The sequence below is a fragment of the Bacillus zhangzhouensis genome, assembly GCF_000715205.1.
Taxonomy (GTDB): Bacteria; Bacillota; Bacilli; order Bacillales; family Bacillaceae; genus Bacillus; species Bacillus zhangzhouensis.
Genome location: NZ_JOTP01000022.1, coordinates 18,740 through 35,254, shown reverse-complemented (window position 1 = coordinate 35,254; position 16,515 = coordinate 18,740). Strand labels below are relative to the sequence as shown.

20 protein-coding genes are annotated in these 16,515 nt (G+C 40.9%); 6 read left to right on the top strand and 14 right to left on the bottom strand.

Annotated features, from left to right (window positions below; translation table 11 throughout):
• Positions 1-172: 172 nt before the first annotated feature.
• A complete protein-coding gene (locus BA70_RS15050; protein ID WP_034323895.1) occupies positions 173-1,099 on the top strand; it encodes a manganese-dependent inorganic pyrophosphatase in 927 nt (308 codons plus the stop codon).
• An 81-nt stretch (positions 1,100-1,180) separates the two neighbouring features.
• On the opposite strand, the gene rsiV is transcribed toward BA70_RS15050, so the two are convergent.
• From rsiV to BA70_RS15035, 3 genes are all read right to left on the bottom strand, one after another.
• The gene (gene rsiV, locus BA70_RS15045; RefSeq protein ID WP_034323893.1) at positions 1,181-2,035 is read right to left on the bottom strand and encodes an anti-sigma-V factor RsiV; all 855 of its coding nucleotides are present in this window, start codon (positions 2,033-2,035) and stop codon (positions 1,181-1,183) included.
• On the bottom strand, positions 2,036-2,530 hold the full coding sequence (locus tag BA70_RS15040) for an RNA polymerase sigma factor (RefSeq protein ID WP_034323891.1): 495 nt from the start codon (positions 2,528-2,530) through the stop codon (positions 2,036-2,038).
• A gap of 148 nt (positions 2,531-2,678) precedes the next feature.
• Positions 2,679-3,338, bottom strand: a complete 660-nt coding sequence (locus BA70_RS15035) for a hypothetical protein (RefSeq protein WP_034323888.1) — start codon at positions 3,336-3,338, stop codon at positions 2,679-2,681.
• Positions 3,339-3,443: 105 nt separating this feature from the next.
• Here BA70_RS15035 and katX point away from each other — a divergent pair, with 105 nt between their 5' ends.
• Positions 3,444-5,033, top strand: a complete 1,590-nt coding sequence (gene katX / locus BA70_RS15030; RefSeq protein WP_034323885.1) for a catalase KatX — start codon at positions 3,444-3,446, stop codon at positions 5,031-5,033.
• 48 nt (positions 5,034-5,081) lie between these two features.
• Here the strand turns inward: katX and wrbA are convergent, their stop codons facing one another.
• From wrbA to BA70_RS15015, 3 genes are all read right to left on the bottom strand, one after another.
• Positions 5,082-5,696: an NAD(P)H:quinone oxidoreductase gene (gene wrbA / locus BA70_RS15025; protein WP_003215063.1), complete on the bottom strand. Its 615-nt coding sequence runs from the start codon at positions 5,694-5,696 to the stop codon at positions 5,082-5,084.
• 72 nt (positions 5,697-5,768) lie between these two features.
• Positions 5,769-6,377: an alpha/beta hydrolase gene (locus tag BA70_RS15020; protein ID WP_034323880.1), complete on the bottom strand. Its 609-nt coding sequence runs from the start codon at positions 6,375-6,377 to the stop codon at positions 5,769-5,771.
• Positions 6,374-7,345 (bottom strand): ring-cleaving dioxygenase, encoded by a 972-nt coding sequence (locus tag BA70_RS15015; RefSeq protein WP_051691166.1) that lies wholly within the window; start codon positions 7,343-7,345, stop codon positions 6,374-6,376. Before BA70_RS15015 ends, BA70_RS15020 begins: the two co-directional genes overlap by 4 nt.
• Before the next feature lie 321 nt (positions 7,346-7,666).
• Here BA70_RS15015 and BA70_RS15010 point away from each other — a divergent pair, with 321 nt between their 5' ends.
• Positions 7,667-8,134, top strand: coding sequence for a hypothetical protein (locus tag BA70_RS15010; protein WP_034323877.1), 468 nt, complete (start codon positions 7,667-7,669; stop codon positions 8,132-8,134).
• Between the two features lie 132 nt (positions 8,135-8,266).
• On the opposite strand, the gene rpsR is transcribed toward BA70_RS15010, so the two are convergent.
• From rpsR to BA70_RS14985, 5 genes are all read right to left on the bottom strand, one after another.
• Positions 8,267-8,506, bottom strand: coding sequence for a 30S ribosomal protein S18 (gene rpsR, locus BA70_RS15005; RefSeq protein ID WP_008347556.1), 240 nt, complete (start codon positions 8,504-8,506; stop codon positions 8,267-8,269).
• Positions 8,507-8,546: 40 nt separating this feature from the next.
• A complete protein-coding gene (gene ssbA / locus BA70_RS15000; RefSeq protein ID WP_034323875.1) occupies positions 8,547-9,092 on the bottom strand; it encodes a single-stranded DNA-binding protein SsbA in 546 nt (181 codons plus the stop codon).
• A 36-nt stretch (positions 9,093-9,128) separates the two neighbouring features.
• Entirely contained in the window at positions 9,129-9,416 is a 288-nt protein-coding gene (rpsF, locus tag BA70_RS14995) for a 30S ribosomal protein S6 (protein WP_003215073.1), read from the bottom strand.
• Between the two features lie 108 nt (positions 9,417-9,524).
• A complete protein-coding gene (ychF, locus tag BA70_RS14990) occupies positions 9,525-10,625 on the bottom strand; it encodes a redox-regulated ATPase YchF (RefSeq protein WP_034323871.1) in 1,101 nt (366 codons plus the stop codon).
• 216 nt (positions 10,626-10,841) lie between these two features.
• Complete coding sequence (locus BA70_RS14985; RefSeq protein ID WP_008347561.1) at positions 10,842-11,048, bottom strand: DUF951 domain-containing protein; 207 nt, start codon at positions 11,046-11,048, stop codon at positions 10,842-10,844.
• A gap of 294 nt (positions 11,049-11,342) precedes the next feature.
• Here BA70_RS14985 and BA70_RS14980 point away from each other — a divergent pair, with 294 nt between their 5' ends.
• Entirely contained in the window at positions 11,343-12,662 is a 1,320-nt protein-coding gene (locus BA70_RS14980; protein WP_034323868.1) for a hypothetical protein, read from the top strand.
• 15 nt (positions 12,663-12,677) lie between these two features.
• Positions 12,678-13,088: a hypothetical protein gene (locus BA70_RS14975; RefSeq protein WP_034323865.1), complete on the top strand. Its 411-nt coding sequence runs from the start codon at positions 12,678-12,680 to the stop codon at positions 13,086-13,088.
• A 25-nt stretch (positions 13,089-13,113) separates the two neighbouring features.
• On the opposite strand, the gene BA70_RS14970 is transcribed toward BA70_RS14975, so the two are convergent.
• The gene (locus BA70_RS14970) at positions 13,114-14,169 is read right to left on the bottom strand and encodes a YkvI family membrane protein (RefSeq protein WP_078061737.1); all 1,056 of its coding nucleotides are present in this window, start codon (positions 14,167-14,169) and stop codon (positions 13,114-13,116) included.
• A gap of 72 nt (positions 14,170-14,241) precedes the next feature.
• Between BA70_RS14970 and yyaC the strand changes: the two genes are divergently transcribed.
• Complete coding sequence (yyaC, locus tag BA70_RS14965; RefSeq protein WP_034323860.1) at positions 14,242-14,868, top strand: spore protease YyaC; 627 nt, start codon at positions 14,242-14,244, stop codon at positions 14,866-14,868.
• 25 nt (positions 14,869-14,893) lie between these two features.
• On the opposite strand, the gene BA70_RS14960 is transcribed toward yyaC, so the two are convergent.
• Positions 14,894-15,748, bottom strand: a complete 855-nt coding sequence (locus tag BA70_RS14960; RefSeq protein WP_034323858.1) for a ParB/RepB/Spo0J family partition protein — start codon at positions 15,746-15,748, stop codon at positions 14,894-14,896.
• Positions 15,741-16,502, bottom strand: a complete 762-nt coding sequence (gene soj / locus BA70_RS14955; protein ID WP_034323920.1) for a sporulation initiation inhibitor protein Soj — start codon at positions 16,500-16,502, stop codon at positions 15,741-15,743. The genes BA70_RS14960 and soj overlap by 8 nt, the downstream gene beginning before the upstream one ends.
• Between the last annotated feature and the right edge of the window lie 13 nt (positions 16,503-16,515).

The following is a 16,515-nucleotide window of genomic DNA, read 5'->3' as shown; positions in this document are numbered from 1 at the left end:
TCCAGGCTATCCTGGGAACGTTTCACGTGGAACACAATATGGAATTGTACATGCAAGTTTTCAGACAGCATGTTACAATTTTTTAGATTATTCTTAGCTATAAACCCTGAATTCAAGGTCAAAAGCTGTTAGAATAGAAACATCATCAATAAATGTAAGAAGGAGAATTCACATGGGAAAAACACTCGTATTCGGACACAAAAACCCTGACACAGACACGATTTGCTCTGCTATCGCTTACGCTGATCTGAAAAACAAAATTGGCGCTCAGGCAGAAGCTGTCAGACTTGGAGAAATCAATGGAGAAACACAATACGCATTAGATTTCTTTAAACAAGAAGCACCTCGTTTCATTGAAACGGCTGCAAACGAAACAAAGCAAGTCATTCTTGTCGATCATAACGAATTCCAGCAAAGTGTAAGCGATATTGATCAAGTACAAGTGACTGAGGTCATTGACCATCACCGTATTGCCAACTTTGAAACAAGTGAACCTCTTTACTATCGTGCTGAGCCAGTTGGTTGTACAGCAACGATCTTAAACAAAATGTACAAAGAGCATCAAATTACGATTGAAAAAGAAATCGCTGGTTTGCTTTTATCTGCGATCATTTCTGATTCCTTATTATTCAAATCCCCAACATGCACACAGCAAGACATTGATGCTGCGCATGAGCTAGCGAAAATCGCAGGGGTAGACCCAGAAGTATACGGCCTAGACATGCTGAAAGCCGGTGCTGATCTGAGCCAGAAAACCGTTCAAGAATTAATTACACTTGATGCAAAAGAATTTGCACTAGGCAACAGCAAAGTTGAAATTGCTCAAGTCAATACAGTAGATATCGCTGAAGTGACAGCAAGACAAGCTGATATTGAAGCGAAAATCAATGAAGTCATTGCAGCGAAAAGTCTTGATCTATTTGTTCTAGTGATCACAGACATTTTAGAAAATGATTCTCTTGCTCTTGCACTTGGTGCTGAAGCGGCAAAAGTAGAAAAAGCATTTAACGTAACACTTGAAAATAACACAGCTTTACTAAAAGGTGTTGTATCCAGAAAGAAACAAGTGGTTCCTGCACTAACGGACGCCCTTTCTTAATCAACACGACAAGACTGCTGACAGACACGTTCAGCAGTCTTTTTCTATGTTAAAAAAGCGTTCCTTTCAGAACGCTTCTTTCTAATGAATATACATATCACTGACGAGGATATCCTTTAGCGCACTTGTTGGTATTGTGAATTCAACAACCCCCATGTAGCCAGGCGCCACATCATATTCATTAAAGGAAATCACAAGCTTGCCTTTCGAATTGATATAGAAGCTTTGATCTGGCTGAATCTTCTTAAATGGGTCCATTTCATCTTTGCCAATCCAGTAAACCTTATTGGAATCCTCTTTCATCTGTTTCTTCATTTGTTCTTTAATATTTTCACTAATCACATCAATATAACGATCATTTTTAAACAAGCTTGGTAGTGTGATCAGTACATGATTTTTCTTATCAACCGTATCGTACGTCATCTCTTCTGCTGCTGAAGCCTGAGTAGTTACCTTGTAACGACCTAGTGAGAGAATCTGGTCATTGTTTGTTCTCACTTCATACCCACTCTCAACGCTCAAATGACCATTTTTATAACCCTTTGTTTCCTTTTCAAAATCTTGATACAGCTTTTTGTTTTCAGCTAAATATTTTTGATTCAGGCTGTCTTCTAATTTTCCGTCACCAAGCCCCGATACGTGTGGTGTTTTGAGATCAATATTCGTTCCTTGATCGCTCTTTTTAAATTCTGTGAAAGTCACGACTTTCACAAGCTCTCCAATGACAGGTACCTCTGAAATCGCTCTTGCTGCCTGTGGACTGACGTTAACAGTCGTGACAAACAGAGCAGCCGCAGCGACGAGTCCAATGGTCCATTGCTGAAAGTGAGGTTTTTTATTTTTTCGTTTCAACGTCCGTTCAACCATGGCATCATATTCCGGTGGAATAGGGATTTCTAAATATTCCTCTTTTAACTGTTCCAAATACTTATCCATTTATATTTCCTCCTGCGATAATTCTACTTTTAAAAGTCGCAACGCCTTATATAATCTTGTTTTGATGGTGTTTTCGTTTTCTTCGAGAATATGAGCGATGTCCTCTAGTTTTAAATCTTCAAAGAATCTCAATATGATGATAACCCGGTACATCTCAGGCAAATCCTCTATGGCCCGTCTGACGTCTTGATCCTCATAGACATCTGATTCACCCTTTGATAAGAATTCGAGTGTGTCGTCATCTGTCACCTGCACCCGCTTCTTCTTTCGTAAAAAGTCTAAGGCAGCGTTCACCACGATTTTATAAAACCAGCTATGCATCTTGCTTGCATCCTCTAGCCTGTGAACAGATTTGAGTGCTTTATGAATCGCCTCTTGAACGACATCCATGGCATCTTCCGGGTTTTTGACATAACTATAGGACAATCGATAAAAACTATGTTTATGCTCCATTACGTAATCCGCAAATTGATCATCAATCTTTCGTTTCTTCATTTTACAAAGAGCTCCTTTATCTTAAATGCGCATCTGTTATTTCTTACAATGGATAGACGCGCACCTTTTGAAAATAGTTTGCGCTCGTTATTTTTTTAACATGTCATCGCATGTTCTTTTCTATACAAAAAGAGCGAACCTGACGGGTTCACTCTTTCAAAGCAGTCATTTTTTGATGAACAAACGATCTTAATGAAGAAAGCGGATGAATGATGGAAGCGCCTGTTTCCCGCTCAACCTGTTGTGCAGCGTGAACCATCGAAAGCTGCATCACGCAAATGTGTCCACTTTTTTGCTTCATACATCTTCTCAGCTGCTCTTTGATTCGATCCTCATATGCTGGCATGTCACCATTTAGGCAAAGATGAAAGATATCCTCCATCACAACAATATCGGCTTCAACCTGTATTCCCCGCTCTTTTGCATACGAATAAAACCGATGCATCGTTCCTTCCACTGTATCTGGGTTTGAAAACACAAGTTGAAGAGGCTCTTTTTTCTCGCAAATCAGCTCAAATAACGGTTCATCTATCGGAACAATCGGTTGTTTGAAAAGGTGCTGCTGGTCACCCATAGCCGCAATATATTGTGTACAGGTTAATAGGATCATATCAGCTTCCCTCTCTTGCATCAGTCTGTTGATGGCATAGGTTTGCTGCTGGTGAAGATCAAAAGCGGGATCTTGTTTGGCACGTTCCATAAATGATGAATCGACTGTGTGATGCAACTCAAATGCTGTATCACGAAAAACGTCTTCTATATAAGACATATTGGAAGGATGTGCGTGAAGGCAATGTAATCGAATCATCAGGTTCGCTCCTCATGAAAGTTTTCAATCATTATATCAATCCTTGTATGAAATAGGGAGAAACATGACCATATTGATATTGAGAGATTGAAGGAGGGATTCTACTTGAAAGAAGATCAACAGCCTAAACCATCTTCAGATTCAGAAGACACTTTAACGAATCGACAAGGTCATCCGGTAACAGATAATCAAAACATGAGAACCGTTGGGAACAGAGGACCAACCACGCTTGAAAACTACGATTTCCTAGAGAAAATCAGTCATTTTGATCGTGAGCGTATTCCTGAACGTGTCGTCCACGCACGCGGGGCCGGGGCACACGGTTATTTTGAAGCCTATGGCACATTCGGTGATGAACCCATCTCCACCTATACAAGAGCCAAGTTATTTCAGGAGAAAGGGAAAAAGACCCCTGTCTTCGTTCGTTTTTCTTCTGTGATTCACGGCGGTCATTCGCCAGAAACATTGCGCGATCCTAGAGGGTTTGCGATCAAATTTTATACAGAAGAAGGAAATTGGGATCTAGTTGGAAACAATCTGAAAATTTTCTTTATCCGAGATGCTTTGAAGTTCCCTGATTTGGTTCATGCCTTTAAGCCCGATCCTGTCACCAATCGTCAGGACGGCGAGCGTATTTTTGATTTCGTCTCGCAATCACCAGAAGCGACGCACATGGTGACATTTCTCTTTTCACCATGGGGCATTCCAGCGACATACCGCCACATGCAAGGCTCGGGTGTCCATGCCTACAAATGGGTGAATCACGAAGGGAAAGCGGTGCTGGTCAAATATCACTTTGAACCGAAACAAGGCATTCGCAACCTGACACAGGAACAGGCTCAAGCGATTCAAGGGGAAAACTTTAATCATGCCACACAGGATTTATATGAAGCCATTGAGCAAGGAGATCATCCTGAATGGGAGGTATATGCGCAGATCATGGAGGATGAAGCCCACCCTCACCTCGACTTTGACCCGCTTGATCCGACAAAACTTTGGTACAAAGATGACTATCCATGGAAACCGATCGGACGAATGGTCTTAAACAAAAATCCAGAGAATTATTTTGCAGAAGTCGAGCAGGTTGCGTTTGGGACTGGGGTTCTCGTAGACGGTCTCGATTTTTCAGATGATAAATTGCTGCAAGGACGCACCTTCTCCTACTCTGACACGCAGCGATATCGTGTGGGGCCAAACTATTTACAGCTTCCGATCAATGCTCCGAAAAAGCATGTCGCCACCAATCAACGAGATGGACAAATGGAATACCATGTCGATCAAGGAAAAGGACAAAATCCCCATGTGAATTATGAGCCGTCTATCCTCGGTGGATTAAAAGAAGCGAAGCAGGATGGAAAGGATCATACACCTTTTGTCGAGGGTGAAGTGAAACGAGAATCCATTGACCGCCCGAACAATTTCGGTCAAGCGGGAGAAACGTATCGCCGCTTCAATGATTGGGAACGTGAGGAGCTGATTAAGAACTTAGTCAATACCCTTGCGACATGTCAAAAAGACATTCAAGATCAAATGATCGAAAACTTTACAAAAGCAGATGCTGATTACGGAAAGCGTGTCGCTGACGGCTTAAAAGCCTTTAAACATGAGGAACCAAGCGGACCCATCGGTTCAACAGGCGCAGCACAAGCCGTGAACGAAGCCATCAAGAACAGCACACCTTCAGACCCTTATTAAATGAAAAAGAATGCAGCGGCGAGGCTGCATTCTTTTTGTTTATATCTATTAAGCGTTTTGACCTTTTTTGATCCATTCTGCCACATTGACTGTACGTTTCGCCTGATGTTTCGCAGCTGCTTCTGCATCCTCTTGAATCTTTCCATTTTGGTCCACAGTGACACTCACACCGTAAGGGTTGCCCCCTGCACCGTATAGGGAGTCATCTGTGTATCCAGGAGCGGCAATAATCGCTCCCCAGTGGAACATAGTCGTGTAAAGGCTGAGAATGGTCTGCTCCTGTCCACCATTTGGATTTTGTGCAGATGTCATCGCACTCACTGCTTTGTTTGCCAATTTCCCTTGGAACCACAAGCCGCCTGTTGTATCTAAGAATTGCTTCATTTGAGCCGGCAAGTTACCGAAACGTGTCGGCATGCTAAAGATGATCGCATCTGCCCACTCTAAATCACTCAATTGAACCTCTGGTACATCTTTTGTTTCATCTAAATGTGCTTTCCATGCTGGATTTGATGCCACAACTGCTTCTGGTGCCAATTCAGCAACCTTTAATACCTTCACTTCAGCGCCAGCTTCTTTCGCTCCAGCCTCAGCCCATTTTGCCATCTGATAATTTGTACCTGTTGAACTATAATAAATAATCGCTAGTTTTACATTTTCCATTTGTTCCAGCTCCTTTTGTTTGGTTTGCCCAAAAAGCTTCTGTAAAAATCCCACCTGTATTCCCCACCTTCATTAAAATTGACGACGATACCATAATGCCGCAGCATCGACTTCTTCTCTCGTTAGCTGATGTCCACGATGTTCCCAATGTAGCGTTACAGATGCTCCCGCCTCTTGCAGTAATTGCTCCAGTTCCTGTGATTCCTCTGGACGGCACATTGGGTCATTTTCACCAGCTGCTATAAAGACTTGTTTCCCCGCTAATGACGGTAATGAAACCCCGCGTCTTGGGACCATCGGGTGATGCAGGATGGCTCCTTTCAGTGCATCTCCATAATGGAATAACAGGCTCCCAGCAATGTTCGCCCCATTGGAATAGCCGATGGCTACCACATTGTGACGGTCAAATCCATGTTCATCTGCTGCTTCTCCGATGAATGTATATAGTTCCTTTGTACGCTCAATTAAATCTTGTTCGTCAAAAACACCCTCTGCCAAACGCCTGAAAAAACGCGGCATGCCGTTCTCTAACACATTTCCTCTCACACTAAGAACAGAAGCGTCAGGATCTATCACCTCTGCAAGCGGCAATAAGTCATGTTCTGTCCCTCCAGTTCCATGCAGTAATAAAAGAACAGGTCTTTGTTCATTCTTTCCTTTTCGAAAAAGATGCTTCATCATGAATCTCCTTTCCCTTTGATTTCTCTCACCTCAATTGGCAGCACAATTTGTTCAATCTGGCTACGCTGCGCCTCATATTGAGATGGCAGTTTCAATGCTTCACCCATTGTTTCCACTGTTTCATCGTGTGCAAACCCTGGAGGATCGGTCGCAATTTCAAATAATATGCCGCCAAGCTCTCTAAAGTAAATGGCATTGAAGTAATTCCTGTCTTGCACAGGTGTGACTTGATACCCGCTTTGTGCAATATGTCTTTGCCAATCTAATTGATCCTGATCATCTGTTGCTCTCCATGCAATATGATGTACAACCCCAACACCCATACGTCCGCGTGCAACAGGTATCTTGTTCACATCAATCACATTGCCTATCTCACCAAACGAACGGAATCTCACATAGTCCTCTTCTGCTCCAACTCGTTCAAAACCCATTGTTTGTTCTAGCAGCTGCATCGTTTGCTCTGGCTGTGATGTTAACAAAACAGCTCCGCCAAACCCTTTTATCGCAACAGCCGGTGTGACCCCGTTAAATGTCCACTCATTTTCTTTTCCCTCCGCACGTTCTACTAGCTCAATCAACAAGCCGTGTGGATCTTCGAATGAGAGAAAGGCTTCATCAAAGCGTTCAACCATTTCATAAGAAATATCAAACTGCTCAAGACGTTCCTTCCAGAAAGAGAAAGCGCCTGATGGTACAACATATGTCGTCACGCCCACTTGACCTGCGCCAATTTGTCCCTTTTGTGCACCTGGCCATGGGAAAAACGTGATAATCGTCCCCGGAGATCCTCCTTCATTTCCAAAATATAAATGGTACGTACCTGGATCATCAAAATTCACGGTCTTCTTCACGAGACGAAGTCCTAAAACACCTGCATAAAAATCAACATTCTCCTGAGGATGACCAACAATTGCTGTAATATGGTGAATTCCTTCTGTTTTCTTCACTTCTAATGACCTCCCCATCATGAAATAACAAGCTTCTATTCATTATGTCTTTGTTAACACCTTTATATTATCTCGAATTCGAGATATTAAATCAAAAAAATATATTTATCTCGAATTAAGGATATGATGTTTTTAAATAAATGTCAATGGTGTATGTTCAATCTTTTGAAAAAACAGATCTTCTTTTTATATAGCGGATCTGTTTTCCCTTTATTTTAACAACTCTTTCTTTTTAATATGTTACTGGTAGAATATTCGTAGAGGAAACTGAATGTTATTGCTTAATATAGGATGATTTGATGTTTTACAGAGCTTTTAAAAATATGTTAAGGGGAGAATATTATGGCTAATACATGCCCATACTGTGGCACAAATCTAAAAACGGAGATAGATTTCTTTTTTTGTGATTTTTGTGAGATGAATTTATCACTAAATCAGATTCAAAAAGACGGAGAAAGAATCCAGATAATAAATAGAGAAGTCAATTCTTCCTATCTTAACATGACAACTCCAGAATTAATGACATTTTCAACGTGGGAGCTAATACTCCTTTTAAGAGAAGCTAGAAAAGTAAGAACTTCCTTTTACAAAAGAAATTTTGAGTCAAGAATTCACAAGGAAACTAGAGAAGGGGATGAATTACTGCAGTCATATAAACTATCCACCAAAAAAATGTATGTAATCGAAAATATACTTAAGGTTCGGCTAGGTTATATCCCATCAAATCTAAATAAATCATTCCTCAACAATTATAAAAAAAATATAGAAAACCCTAAATATAAAGCAAAAATGCTGATATGGGAAACGTAATTAATATATTTTCACTTGATTAGTTTAAACTTTTAATATCTTTAAAGCTATGCCTCAAATAGTCAGCAATTATTTATTTTATTTACTTAAAAAAGCGAAGAGCTCAAGGCTCTTCGCTTTTAAGTCAACGACTTACTCACCAGTAACGTATGGAAGTAATGCCATTTGACGTGATTTTTTGATCGCTAAAGTCAATTTACGTTGATACTTAGCGCTAGTTCCTGTTACACGACGAGGTAAAATTTTACCACGCTCAGAAACAAACTTTCTAAGAAGATCAACATCTTTGTAGTCGATGTGCGTGATTCCGTTAGAAGTAAAGAAACACACCTTACGACGTTTCGCACGACCGCCTCTGCGTCCACCTGCCATTTGTTTTCACACCTTTCCTTTAGTCATTTTTTCAGATCAATTAGAATGGCAAATCATCATCGGAGATGTCAATCGGTTTACCATCATTCGCAAATGGGTCATCATTGAAGCTATTTCCCTGATTACGATTTTGTTGGTTGTTTTGATTGCCATATGGATTTTGATTTGGTTCATTTCCGAATGGATTCTGATCGTTTTGGCTACCGCCATAATACTGGCCTCCGCTATTGCCACCGCCGCTGTATCCACCTGAACCAGCACCGCCGCTCTTAGGCTCAAGAAATTGAACACTTTCAGCTTGAACCTCTGTCACGAAGACACGTTGTCCTTGCTGATTTTCATAGTTTCTTGTCTGCAAACGACCGTCTACACCGGCAAGACTTCCTTTTTTCAAGAAATTAGCCACGTTCTCGGCTTGTCTTCTCCAAGTAACACAGTTAATGAAATCGGCTTCACGCTCTCCAGATTGATTCGTAAACGTACGATTCACAGCTAGAGTAAACGTGGCTACAGCCGCACCATTAGGCGTGTAGCGAAGCTCAGGGTCTTTTGTTAGTCTTCCGACCAATACAACACGGTTTAGCATATTGAAAGACCACCTTTAAATATATATTTCAATGATTTATACTTCTTCTTTAACAACAATGTGGCGAATGATATCGTCACTAATCTTAGCTAAGCGGTCAAATTCTTGAACTGCTGCAGCGTCAGATTGAACGTTTACGATTTGGTAGAAGCCTTCACGGAAATCGTTGATTTCATATGCAAGACGACGTTTACCCCAATCCTTTGTTCCAGTGATCTCCGCACCGTTAGAAGTTAACACGTTATTGAAACGCTCGATAACTGCTTTTTTAGCCTCATCGTCAACTGTTGGGCGGATGATGTACATAACTTCGTACTTTCTCATCTGATTGCACCTCCTTTTGGTCTAAGCGGCCCTAAACGGGCAAGGAGCAATAAATTATATTACTCACAATTGTATATTATAACAAACCACTTGGCCTATGACAAGAACTTATACATTAAAACGGAAATGAATGACGTCTCCATCTTTCACTACATATTCTTTACCTTCTAGACGGACTTTTCCAGCCTCTTTTGCAGCAGACATGCTTCCTCCAGCAAGTAAATCTTCATATGCAACCGTTTCAGCACGAATAAACCCACGTTCAAAGTCCGTATGAATGATTCCAGCACATTCCGGTGCCTTCATTCCTTTTTTAAACGTCCAAGCGCGTACTTCCTGCTCACCTGCTGTGAAATAAGTAGCTAAACCAAGAAGTGAATAAGATGCTTGAATCAGCTGATCTAGACCTGATTCTTTGATGCCAAGCTCTTCAAGGAACATCTGCTTCTCTTCTCCTTCAAGCTCTGCAATTTCAGACTCGATCTTCGCACAAACGATGATGACTTCAGCATTTTCACCAGAAGCAAACTCGCGGATTTGCTGCACATATTCGTTGCCCTCATGATCCGCTACTTCATCCTCACTCACATTTGCTACATAAAGAACTGGTTTAGATGTGAGTAAATGAAGCTGTTTCACAAGCTTCTGCTGCTCATCTGTAAATTCTACAGATCTTGCCGATTTCCCAGCTTCAAATGCGTTCATTAGCTTCGACAAAATATCATATTCAGCTACCGCTTCCTTATCCTTTTGTTTTGCAAGTTTACTCACACGAGCCAAACGCTTTTCAACTGTTTCTAAATCAGCCAAAATCAACTCTAAATTAATGGTTTCGATATCTGACACAGGGTCAACCTTACCTGATACGTGTGTGATGTTATCATCTGCAAAAGCTCTCACCACATGACAGATCGCATCTACTTGACGAATGTGAGAAAGGAATTTATTCCCTAAACCTTCACCTTTAGAGGCCCCTTTGACAATACCGGCAATATCAGTGAATTCAAAAGCAGTCGGAACTGTCTTTTTCGGCTGCACCAATTCTGTTAGTTTTTGCAAACGATCGTCTGGAACTTCTACAATTCCGACGTTTGGATCAATGGTACAAAACGGATAGTTAGCAGACTCCGCTCCAGCCTGTGTAATTGCATTAAATAGCGTTGACTTCCCAACGTTAGGTAAGCCAACAATACCAGCTGTTAAAGCCATTCTTTCATCTCCTCTATATCAAACGTGCTCGTTATACTGCGTAATATGAACCTAGAGCAATTATAAGTAGGTTTACATGAAAAGACAAGCTAACCATCATGCATTTTCAATAGAAGAAACAGCAACAAAAAGAGGAAATCAGAGCTACAAAAGGAGAAATTGCATCTGTTTCTCCTATAGAATATACAAATTTAATCAAAAAAAGCATGAGGCCTACTAAGCAGTTGGCTCCTCATGCTTGACAAGAATTTTCTTCATTTTTCGTTCAAAATCTCTTCTTGGAATCATCACGCTGTGCCCACAGCCTTCGCATTTAATGCGAATATCCATGCCCAAACGAATCACCTTCCACCGATTGGCACCACATGGATGGGGTTTTTTCATTTCAACTACGTCGTGTAACCCAAACGCTTTGTCTGCCATCAGCCTTCACCTCTCTTACTCACTTCATTGAATCTATTGTACAAAAAAACGACGATGAAGGGCAATGCACAAAATAAAGAGCCTCTTTCATTCGTCAATCTCGTTCTTTTTTATAGAAAAAACCCTTCTTTTAGATCATTTTATTTGTGACCAATAGTTACTTAAACTCCGCTTTTTTTCAATATTGTCACAAACACTCTAGGCCAAAAGGTTTTTATTGGTAGAACGCTGTGGTTTTTCCATATTTTTTGATTTATGATATCTGCATAAATGTTATGTGAGGGAGCAGGTATGATGGTCAATCGAAAGGATAGATTAACTGATAAAGAATATAAAATCATATCCGATCATGCTGGAAACATAGACAATTACCAGCTGCACCATACGATAGAAACAGGTCAGCAAACGCTCACTGTCCACGATTTTCTAAAGATCGATCATAAATTATATGGTTTAACGATGCAGCAGGAACATTCAGACGAATTCATTGTTGCTTTTCACTGTCCGCTGCCAAAGCAAATGACGGTCACATCATCACAAGATGTGCAATCGGCGACACAATCATTGCTCAAAACGGATTATGCCTATCCTATTGAAAGAAAGTCCCTAGCTGGGAATCAAGATCATGTCTTTTTTAAAGGGAAAGAATACATAGAACAAGTCTGTCAGAAGCACCCTAATGCAGCCATCCATCTCACTGGACAAGCCCTTGCCGGTGCTGTTTGTGCTTATATTGCAACAGAACAGCCAGCTGTCAAAAAAGCCGTCACCTTTGATAGTCCAAATATATGGGGCAGCCTGTTGCCTTCGATTCAGCAAAAGGCGCTGCAAGGTACATATACTCATGTTCTCACTGAATATATTCAGCCTACTCATTACGTAGGTTTACTCAATCGTCACGATCATGGGGTTGGACAAGTAAAGTACGCTGTACCACCTCGGCAGCAAGGCTCAGTCCAAGAATCCAATAAATACAAACAAAGAGAAATCGACACCTTTTTAAAATCAGCCTTTGCGTCTATGAATATAGAATGGAACGAATCATTTGATACAAATGCATTTTTAGCTCTCGTATCAGGAGATTTCGAAGTAAATGGGTATAAATTCCATTCTAATGGAACTGCCCGTATTTTAGATGAACAGCTTGATCACAATACAAGTTTTACAACCATGCTTTTACAAGAAATTCATTTGGGCCGTGCATATGCACAAAGCGGTCTTGAAATTATCATAAAATCCCATTTACTAAAGAATTCATCTTATGATCTACAAAGCATTATTGAACATGAGGTACACACCATATTTGAGAAAATCGATGGAATCGATGAAAGTGTAAAAGAAGCCGTCCACCATGTAAAACAAGAGCTCAAAGGACTTGTCGGCTTTGGCCACTATGATTTATTAAGTCATACTGATGTGGAAGCACTGTTAGAGGAAGTAAGGATGGAGCAGCAGCATTCATCCTTTTATTCACATGAAAAACAACTGAATGCCTTGTACACCCTTAGAGATTACGAACAAGAACTTGCCACCCTTTCAAGACATCTCTACACAATGGGTGATGACTATGCCAAGGCAGATAGACGCCTTGCGATGCAGATGAGTATTCATTAAGAAAGGAGTCGCCAAATGATCAATCAAAATAAACCTCCTAGTGACGCCCAGCGTTTCTTGCAAAATGTGAGCGCTCGCCGCTCCATGTCTGTATTCGAAAATCAATCTGCACCTCATACACAATCGCAATCTCCTGAAGAAATCGCCGCCATTCAGGCTATACGCAGAGAAGGACAGCGAAAGGATCTAAAGCGACTGCTGAAATTGCGGCTTCATGACGAATTAGCAAACACTCGCGTACACTTGGAGTATCAACTGTCCAAAACAGAAGACATGTTGAACCAGACAACCATTGTCAAACAGCATTTATCCCAGCATTTAAAAGGACAAGCCATCTCAGAATTAGAGGAACGCATTCAGCGTCTTCAGCAAATGCCTGTATATGACGACATCAAAGACGCCATCGATTCAATTCGGATAAAATAAGCGCTTCTCTTGCCAAGAGAGGCGCTTATTTTATTTTATCAATATAATTTTTAGACTGAAAAAATATCTTTTTGCTTAAAATCGGATATAGCATTAAACAGACGAGTAAATAAAGATTCAACAAACTATAAATCGGATACAAGAAAGCAATCAAATCGGCAAATCCAAGAGATGTTAAGGGCGCCATCAAAAGAAGCATAACAAACACAATCAACCAGCGAGGCATTCGTACAACAGAGAGCATCCGGCTGGATAAACCAAATAAACCTGCGGCTGTCGTCGTATAAATCGCTAGACAAAGGACGACTGTCATAAACACAAACAATGACGTCGGCGCCCCTTCTAATACTGTAAACAAAGGAATTCCCTCTGCTGAAAGACTTCCAGAAATATCAACCAGTATTTCGTTGTACACATAAGAGATCACACCAAAAATCAGACCACTTAATATGCTGGCCACCTTGGCTTCTCCGAGCCCCTTCATTTCTTTCCCAACCGAAGACAGCACCGCAACAACAGATAATATATTCAAAGAGGCAAAAACAATACTGGCTGGCCAATTGTACTGCTGCCCAAAATCAATCCTCCACATATGATCATGATTCATATAATAAAAAACAAACGCATAGATGAGCCCCACCACCAAAATTGGTATAATGAAAGCATTCACCGATAAGAGCCCTTTCACATCCCAGAAAAAAATCATAAATGAAAAAAAACAAAACGCACCGATGCCAATCCAAAATGGTACATGATACATCTCAAGTGTAACCCCGCCACCGGCAATCATGACCGTAGTTGTCGTGAATAAATATAGAACGATTAAAATGTCATATACTTTAGCCAGCCATGGTCCTACAAGCCGCTCTAACACTGGCACAAAGTGATCGGCACGTACCTCATAACTAATTTTTAACACCACATAGGTAGACAGCATAAACATCAATGTAAACAGAAGAATGGCTAGTCCACTATCAAGGCCAAAAAACTGCCAAATTTCTTGACCAGAAGCATATCCCGCTCCTATTAAGCTTCCTAAAATTAAAAGCGTCCACCTTGAACCAGCCTTCCACACAATCATCACCTCATAGGTATAGAATTAAGCTTGTTTCCGTATACTGTTACTAACTACTATGACAAGGAAGTGAGACCTATGAATAGCAAGAACGGTCTTTTTTTAAGAAATAGGGTGAAAGAATACGTGTCCCATACGGATACAAATGCCATTCAACAGCTTAAAAGTATTTTATTCTCGCATCTTCAGAAAGCAGGAAAAAGACCCGTTGCCATCGTTTGTATTGGAACAGACCGCTCAACTGGCGACTCTCTAGGTCCACTTGTTGGCACAAAACTTTCAGGTCTGGATTTGAAAAAGCTTCATGTATACGGAACGCTCTCTGACCCAGTTCATGCGGTCAATTTAAAAGAAAAGCTCGCTGAAATTGAACAAGCTCATAAACATCCGTTTATTGTAGCTGTTGATGCTTGTTTAGGAAGAGTGAAAAGTGTAGGTTCCTTTCAGATTGGAGATGGGCCGTTAAAGCCTGGGGCAGGTGTGCAAAAGGAGCTGCCAGAGGTAGGAGATATTCATATCAATGGAATCGTCAACGTGAGCGGTTTTATGGAATACTTCGTTCTACAAAATACACGTCTTCACCTTGTCATGTCTATGGCCAATACACTTTCTGAAAGTCTATCTCACATTGATCAAATGGATTGGACGAGAGAAAAAAGTCGATCTCTCTTCACCCCTATTCAAAATATCACTGGGAGAATATAAAAAAGACCATCTCGTATCAAGATGGTCACTCTGAGGATTCTCTCGCAGAAAGCAATTCAAGAATTCTTTCTAAATCTTCGTTTGAGAGAAATTCAATCTCAATTTTCCCTTTTTTCTTCTGTTTCTTGATCGTCACTGGAGTACCAAAGTAATTTTGTAAGAAAGACTCTCTTTCTTTCAATATTCGATCCTTTGGTGCTTCTTTTTTCTTTGTTTCACGTGGAACATTTTCGTTTAATTGCTGAACAAGTTTCTCAACCTGACGTACATTTAAACCCTCATCCACGATTTTCTTTACCAATGGAGCCAGCTTCTTTTTGTTTTTCAAACTAAGCAGCGTACGTCCATGTCCCATTGATAACGTTCCATTGGCAATTAACTCTTGTACTTCATCTGGTAATGTCAAAAGACGAAGATGGTTCGCAATATGTGGTCTGCTCTTACCTAATCGCTTCGCTAATTCCTCTTGAGTCACACTTAAGTGATCTAGCAAGGAAGCATAGGCTTCCGCTTCCTCTAATGGAGATAAATCCTCACGCTGTAAGTTTTCTAAAAGAGCGATCTCTCTCATCAGCGTTTCTGAAAATTCTCTGACGATCGCAGGAATCGTTATTAAACCAGCTTGTTGCGCTGCTCGGAATCGGCGCTCACCTGCTACAATGTCATATCCTTTAATCGATTTCCGCACAATAATCGGCTGTAAAACACCGTGCTGCTGAATCGACTCTTTGAGATCGGACAATGCCTCTTCATCGAACATTTTTCTTGGCTGATACGGGTTCGGACGCAGATCCTTAATTTTGATTTCTTCGACAGTTTCTTCATTTGCATCTACGTTGTTAAATAGTGCATTAATACCCTTTCCAAGACCTTTAGCCATTCGTATCCACTTCCTTTGCTAAGTCTAAATAGACATCTGCACCTCTTGAACGTGGATCATACAAGATAATAGGCTTTCCATGACTAGGCGCTTCGCTGAGTCTCACATTTCTCGGAATCACGGTCTGATAGACTTTATCTCTAAAGTACTTCTTCACTTCTTCGATGACCTGAATCCCAAGATTTGTTCGTGCATCAAGCATCGTCAGTAAGACACCTTCAATGGCAAGATCGGTATTTAAATGTTTCTGCACGAGACGAACTGTATTTAACAATTGACTCAATCCTTCAAGCGCATAATATTCACACTGAACCGGTATTAAAACGGAATCGGATGCAGTTAACGCATTAATCGTCAGTAATCCAAGTGATGGCGGGCAGTCAATAATCATGTAATCGTAATTTTGCTTAACAGATTCAAGTGCTCTCTTCAGCCTCACTTCACGTGAGATCGTAGGCACAAGCTCAATTTCCGCACCTGCAAGCTGTATCGTCGCAGGAATGACATCAAGATTTTCGACCTCTGTCGTCTTAATCACATCAAGTACATCTGCATCGTCAACTAAAATATCGTACACACACTTCTCTACGTCGGCCTTCTCAATCCCAATACCACTCGTGGCATTGCCCTGCGGATCAATATCAACTAGCAACACTCTTTTTCCTATGTATGCTAAACACGCACTCAAATTAACAGAAGTTGTCGTCTTCCCGACGCCGCCCTTCTGGTTGGTAATCGCTATGATTTTTCCCACGATGTCACCCACT

Excerpts from the sequence above, each read along its gene's own strand:
- BA70_RS15050 (WP_034323895.1), top strand. The coding sequence starts at position 173 with ATGGGAAAAACACTCGTATTCGGACACAAAAACCCTGACACAGACACG.
- rsiV (WP_034323893.1), bottom strand. The coding sequence starts at position 2,035 with ATGGATAAGTATTTGGAACAGTTAAAAGAGGAATATTTAGAAATCCCT.
- BA70_RS15040 (WP_034323891.1), bottom strand. The coding sequence starts at position 2,530 with ATGAAGAAACGAAAGATTGATGATCAATTTGCGGATTACGTAATGGAG.
- BA70_RS15035 (WP_034323888.1), bottom strand. The coding sequence starts at position 3,338 with ATGATTCGATTACATTGCCTTCACGCACATCCTTCCAATATGTCTTAT.
- wrbA (WP_003215063.1), bottom strand. The coding sequence starts at position 5,696 with ATGGAAAATGTAAAACTAGCGATTATTTATTATAGTTCAACAGGTACA.
- BA70_RS15020 (WP_034323880.1), bottom strand. The coding sequence starts at position 6,377 with ATGATGAAGCATCTTTTTCGAAAAGGAAAGAATGAACAAAGACCTGTT.
- BA70_RS15015 (WP_051691166.1), bottom strand. The coding sequence starts at position 7,345 with ATGATGGGGAGGTCATTAGAAGTGAAGAAAACAGAAGGAATTCACCAT.
- BA70_RS15010 (WP_034323877.1), top strand. The coding sequence starts at position 7,667 with ATGGCTAATACATGCCCATACTGTGGCACAAATCTAAAAACGGAGATA.
- rpsR (WP_008347556.1), bottom strand. The coding sequence starts at position 8,506 with ATGGCAGGTGGACGCAGAGGCGGTCGTGCGAAACGTCGTAAGGTGTGT.
- ssbA (WP_034323875.1), bottom strand. The coding sequence starts at position 9,092 with ATGCTAAACCGTGTTGTATTGGTCGGAAGACTAACAAAAGACCCTGAG.
- rpsF (WP_003215073.1), bottom strand. The coding sequence starts at position 9,416 with ATGAGAAAGTACGAAGTTATGTACATCATCCGCCCAACAGTTGACGAT.
- ychF (WP_034323871.1), bottom strand. The coding sequence starts at position 10,625 with ATGGCTTTAACAGCTGGTATTGTTGGCTTACCTAACGTTGGGAAGTCA.
- BA70_RS14985 (WP_008347561.1), bottom strand. The coding sequence starts at position 11,048 with ATGGCAGACAAAGCGTTTGGGTTACACGACGTAGTTGAAATGAAAAAA.
- BA70_RS14980 (WP_034323868.1), top strand. The coding sequence starts at position 11,343 with ATGGTCAATCGAAAGGATAGATTAACTGATAAAGAATATAAAATCATA.
- BA70_RS14975 (WP_034323865.1), top strand. The coding sequence starts at position 12,678 with ATGATCAATCAAAATAAACCTCCTAGTGACGCCCAGCGTTTCTTGCAA.
- BA70_RS14970 (WP_078061737.1), bottom strand. The coding sequence starts at position 14,169 with ATGATTGTGTGGAAGGCTGGTTCAAGGTGGACGCTTTTAATTTTAGGA.
- yyaC (WP_034323860.1), top strand. The coding sequence starts at position 14,242 with ATGAATAGCAAGAACGGTCTTTTTTTAAGAAATAGGGTGAAAGAATAC.
- BA70_RS14960 (WP_034323858.1), bottom strand. The coding sequence starts at position 15,748 with ATGGCTAAAGGTCTTGGAAAGGGTATTAATGCACTATTTAACAACGTA.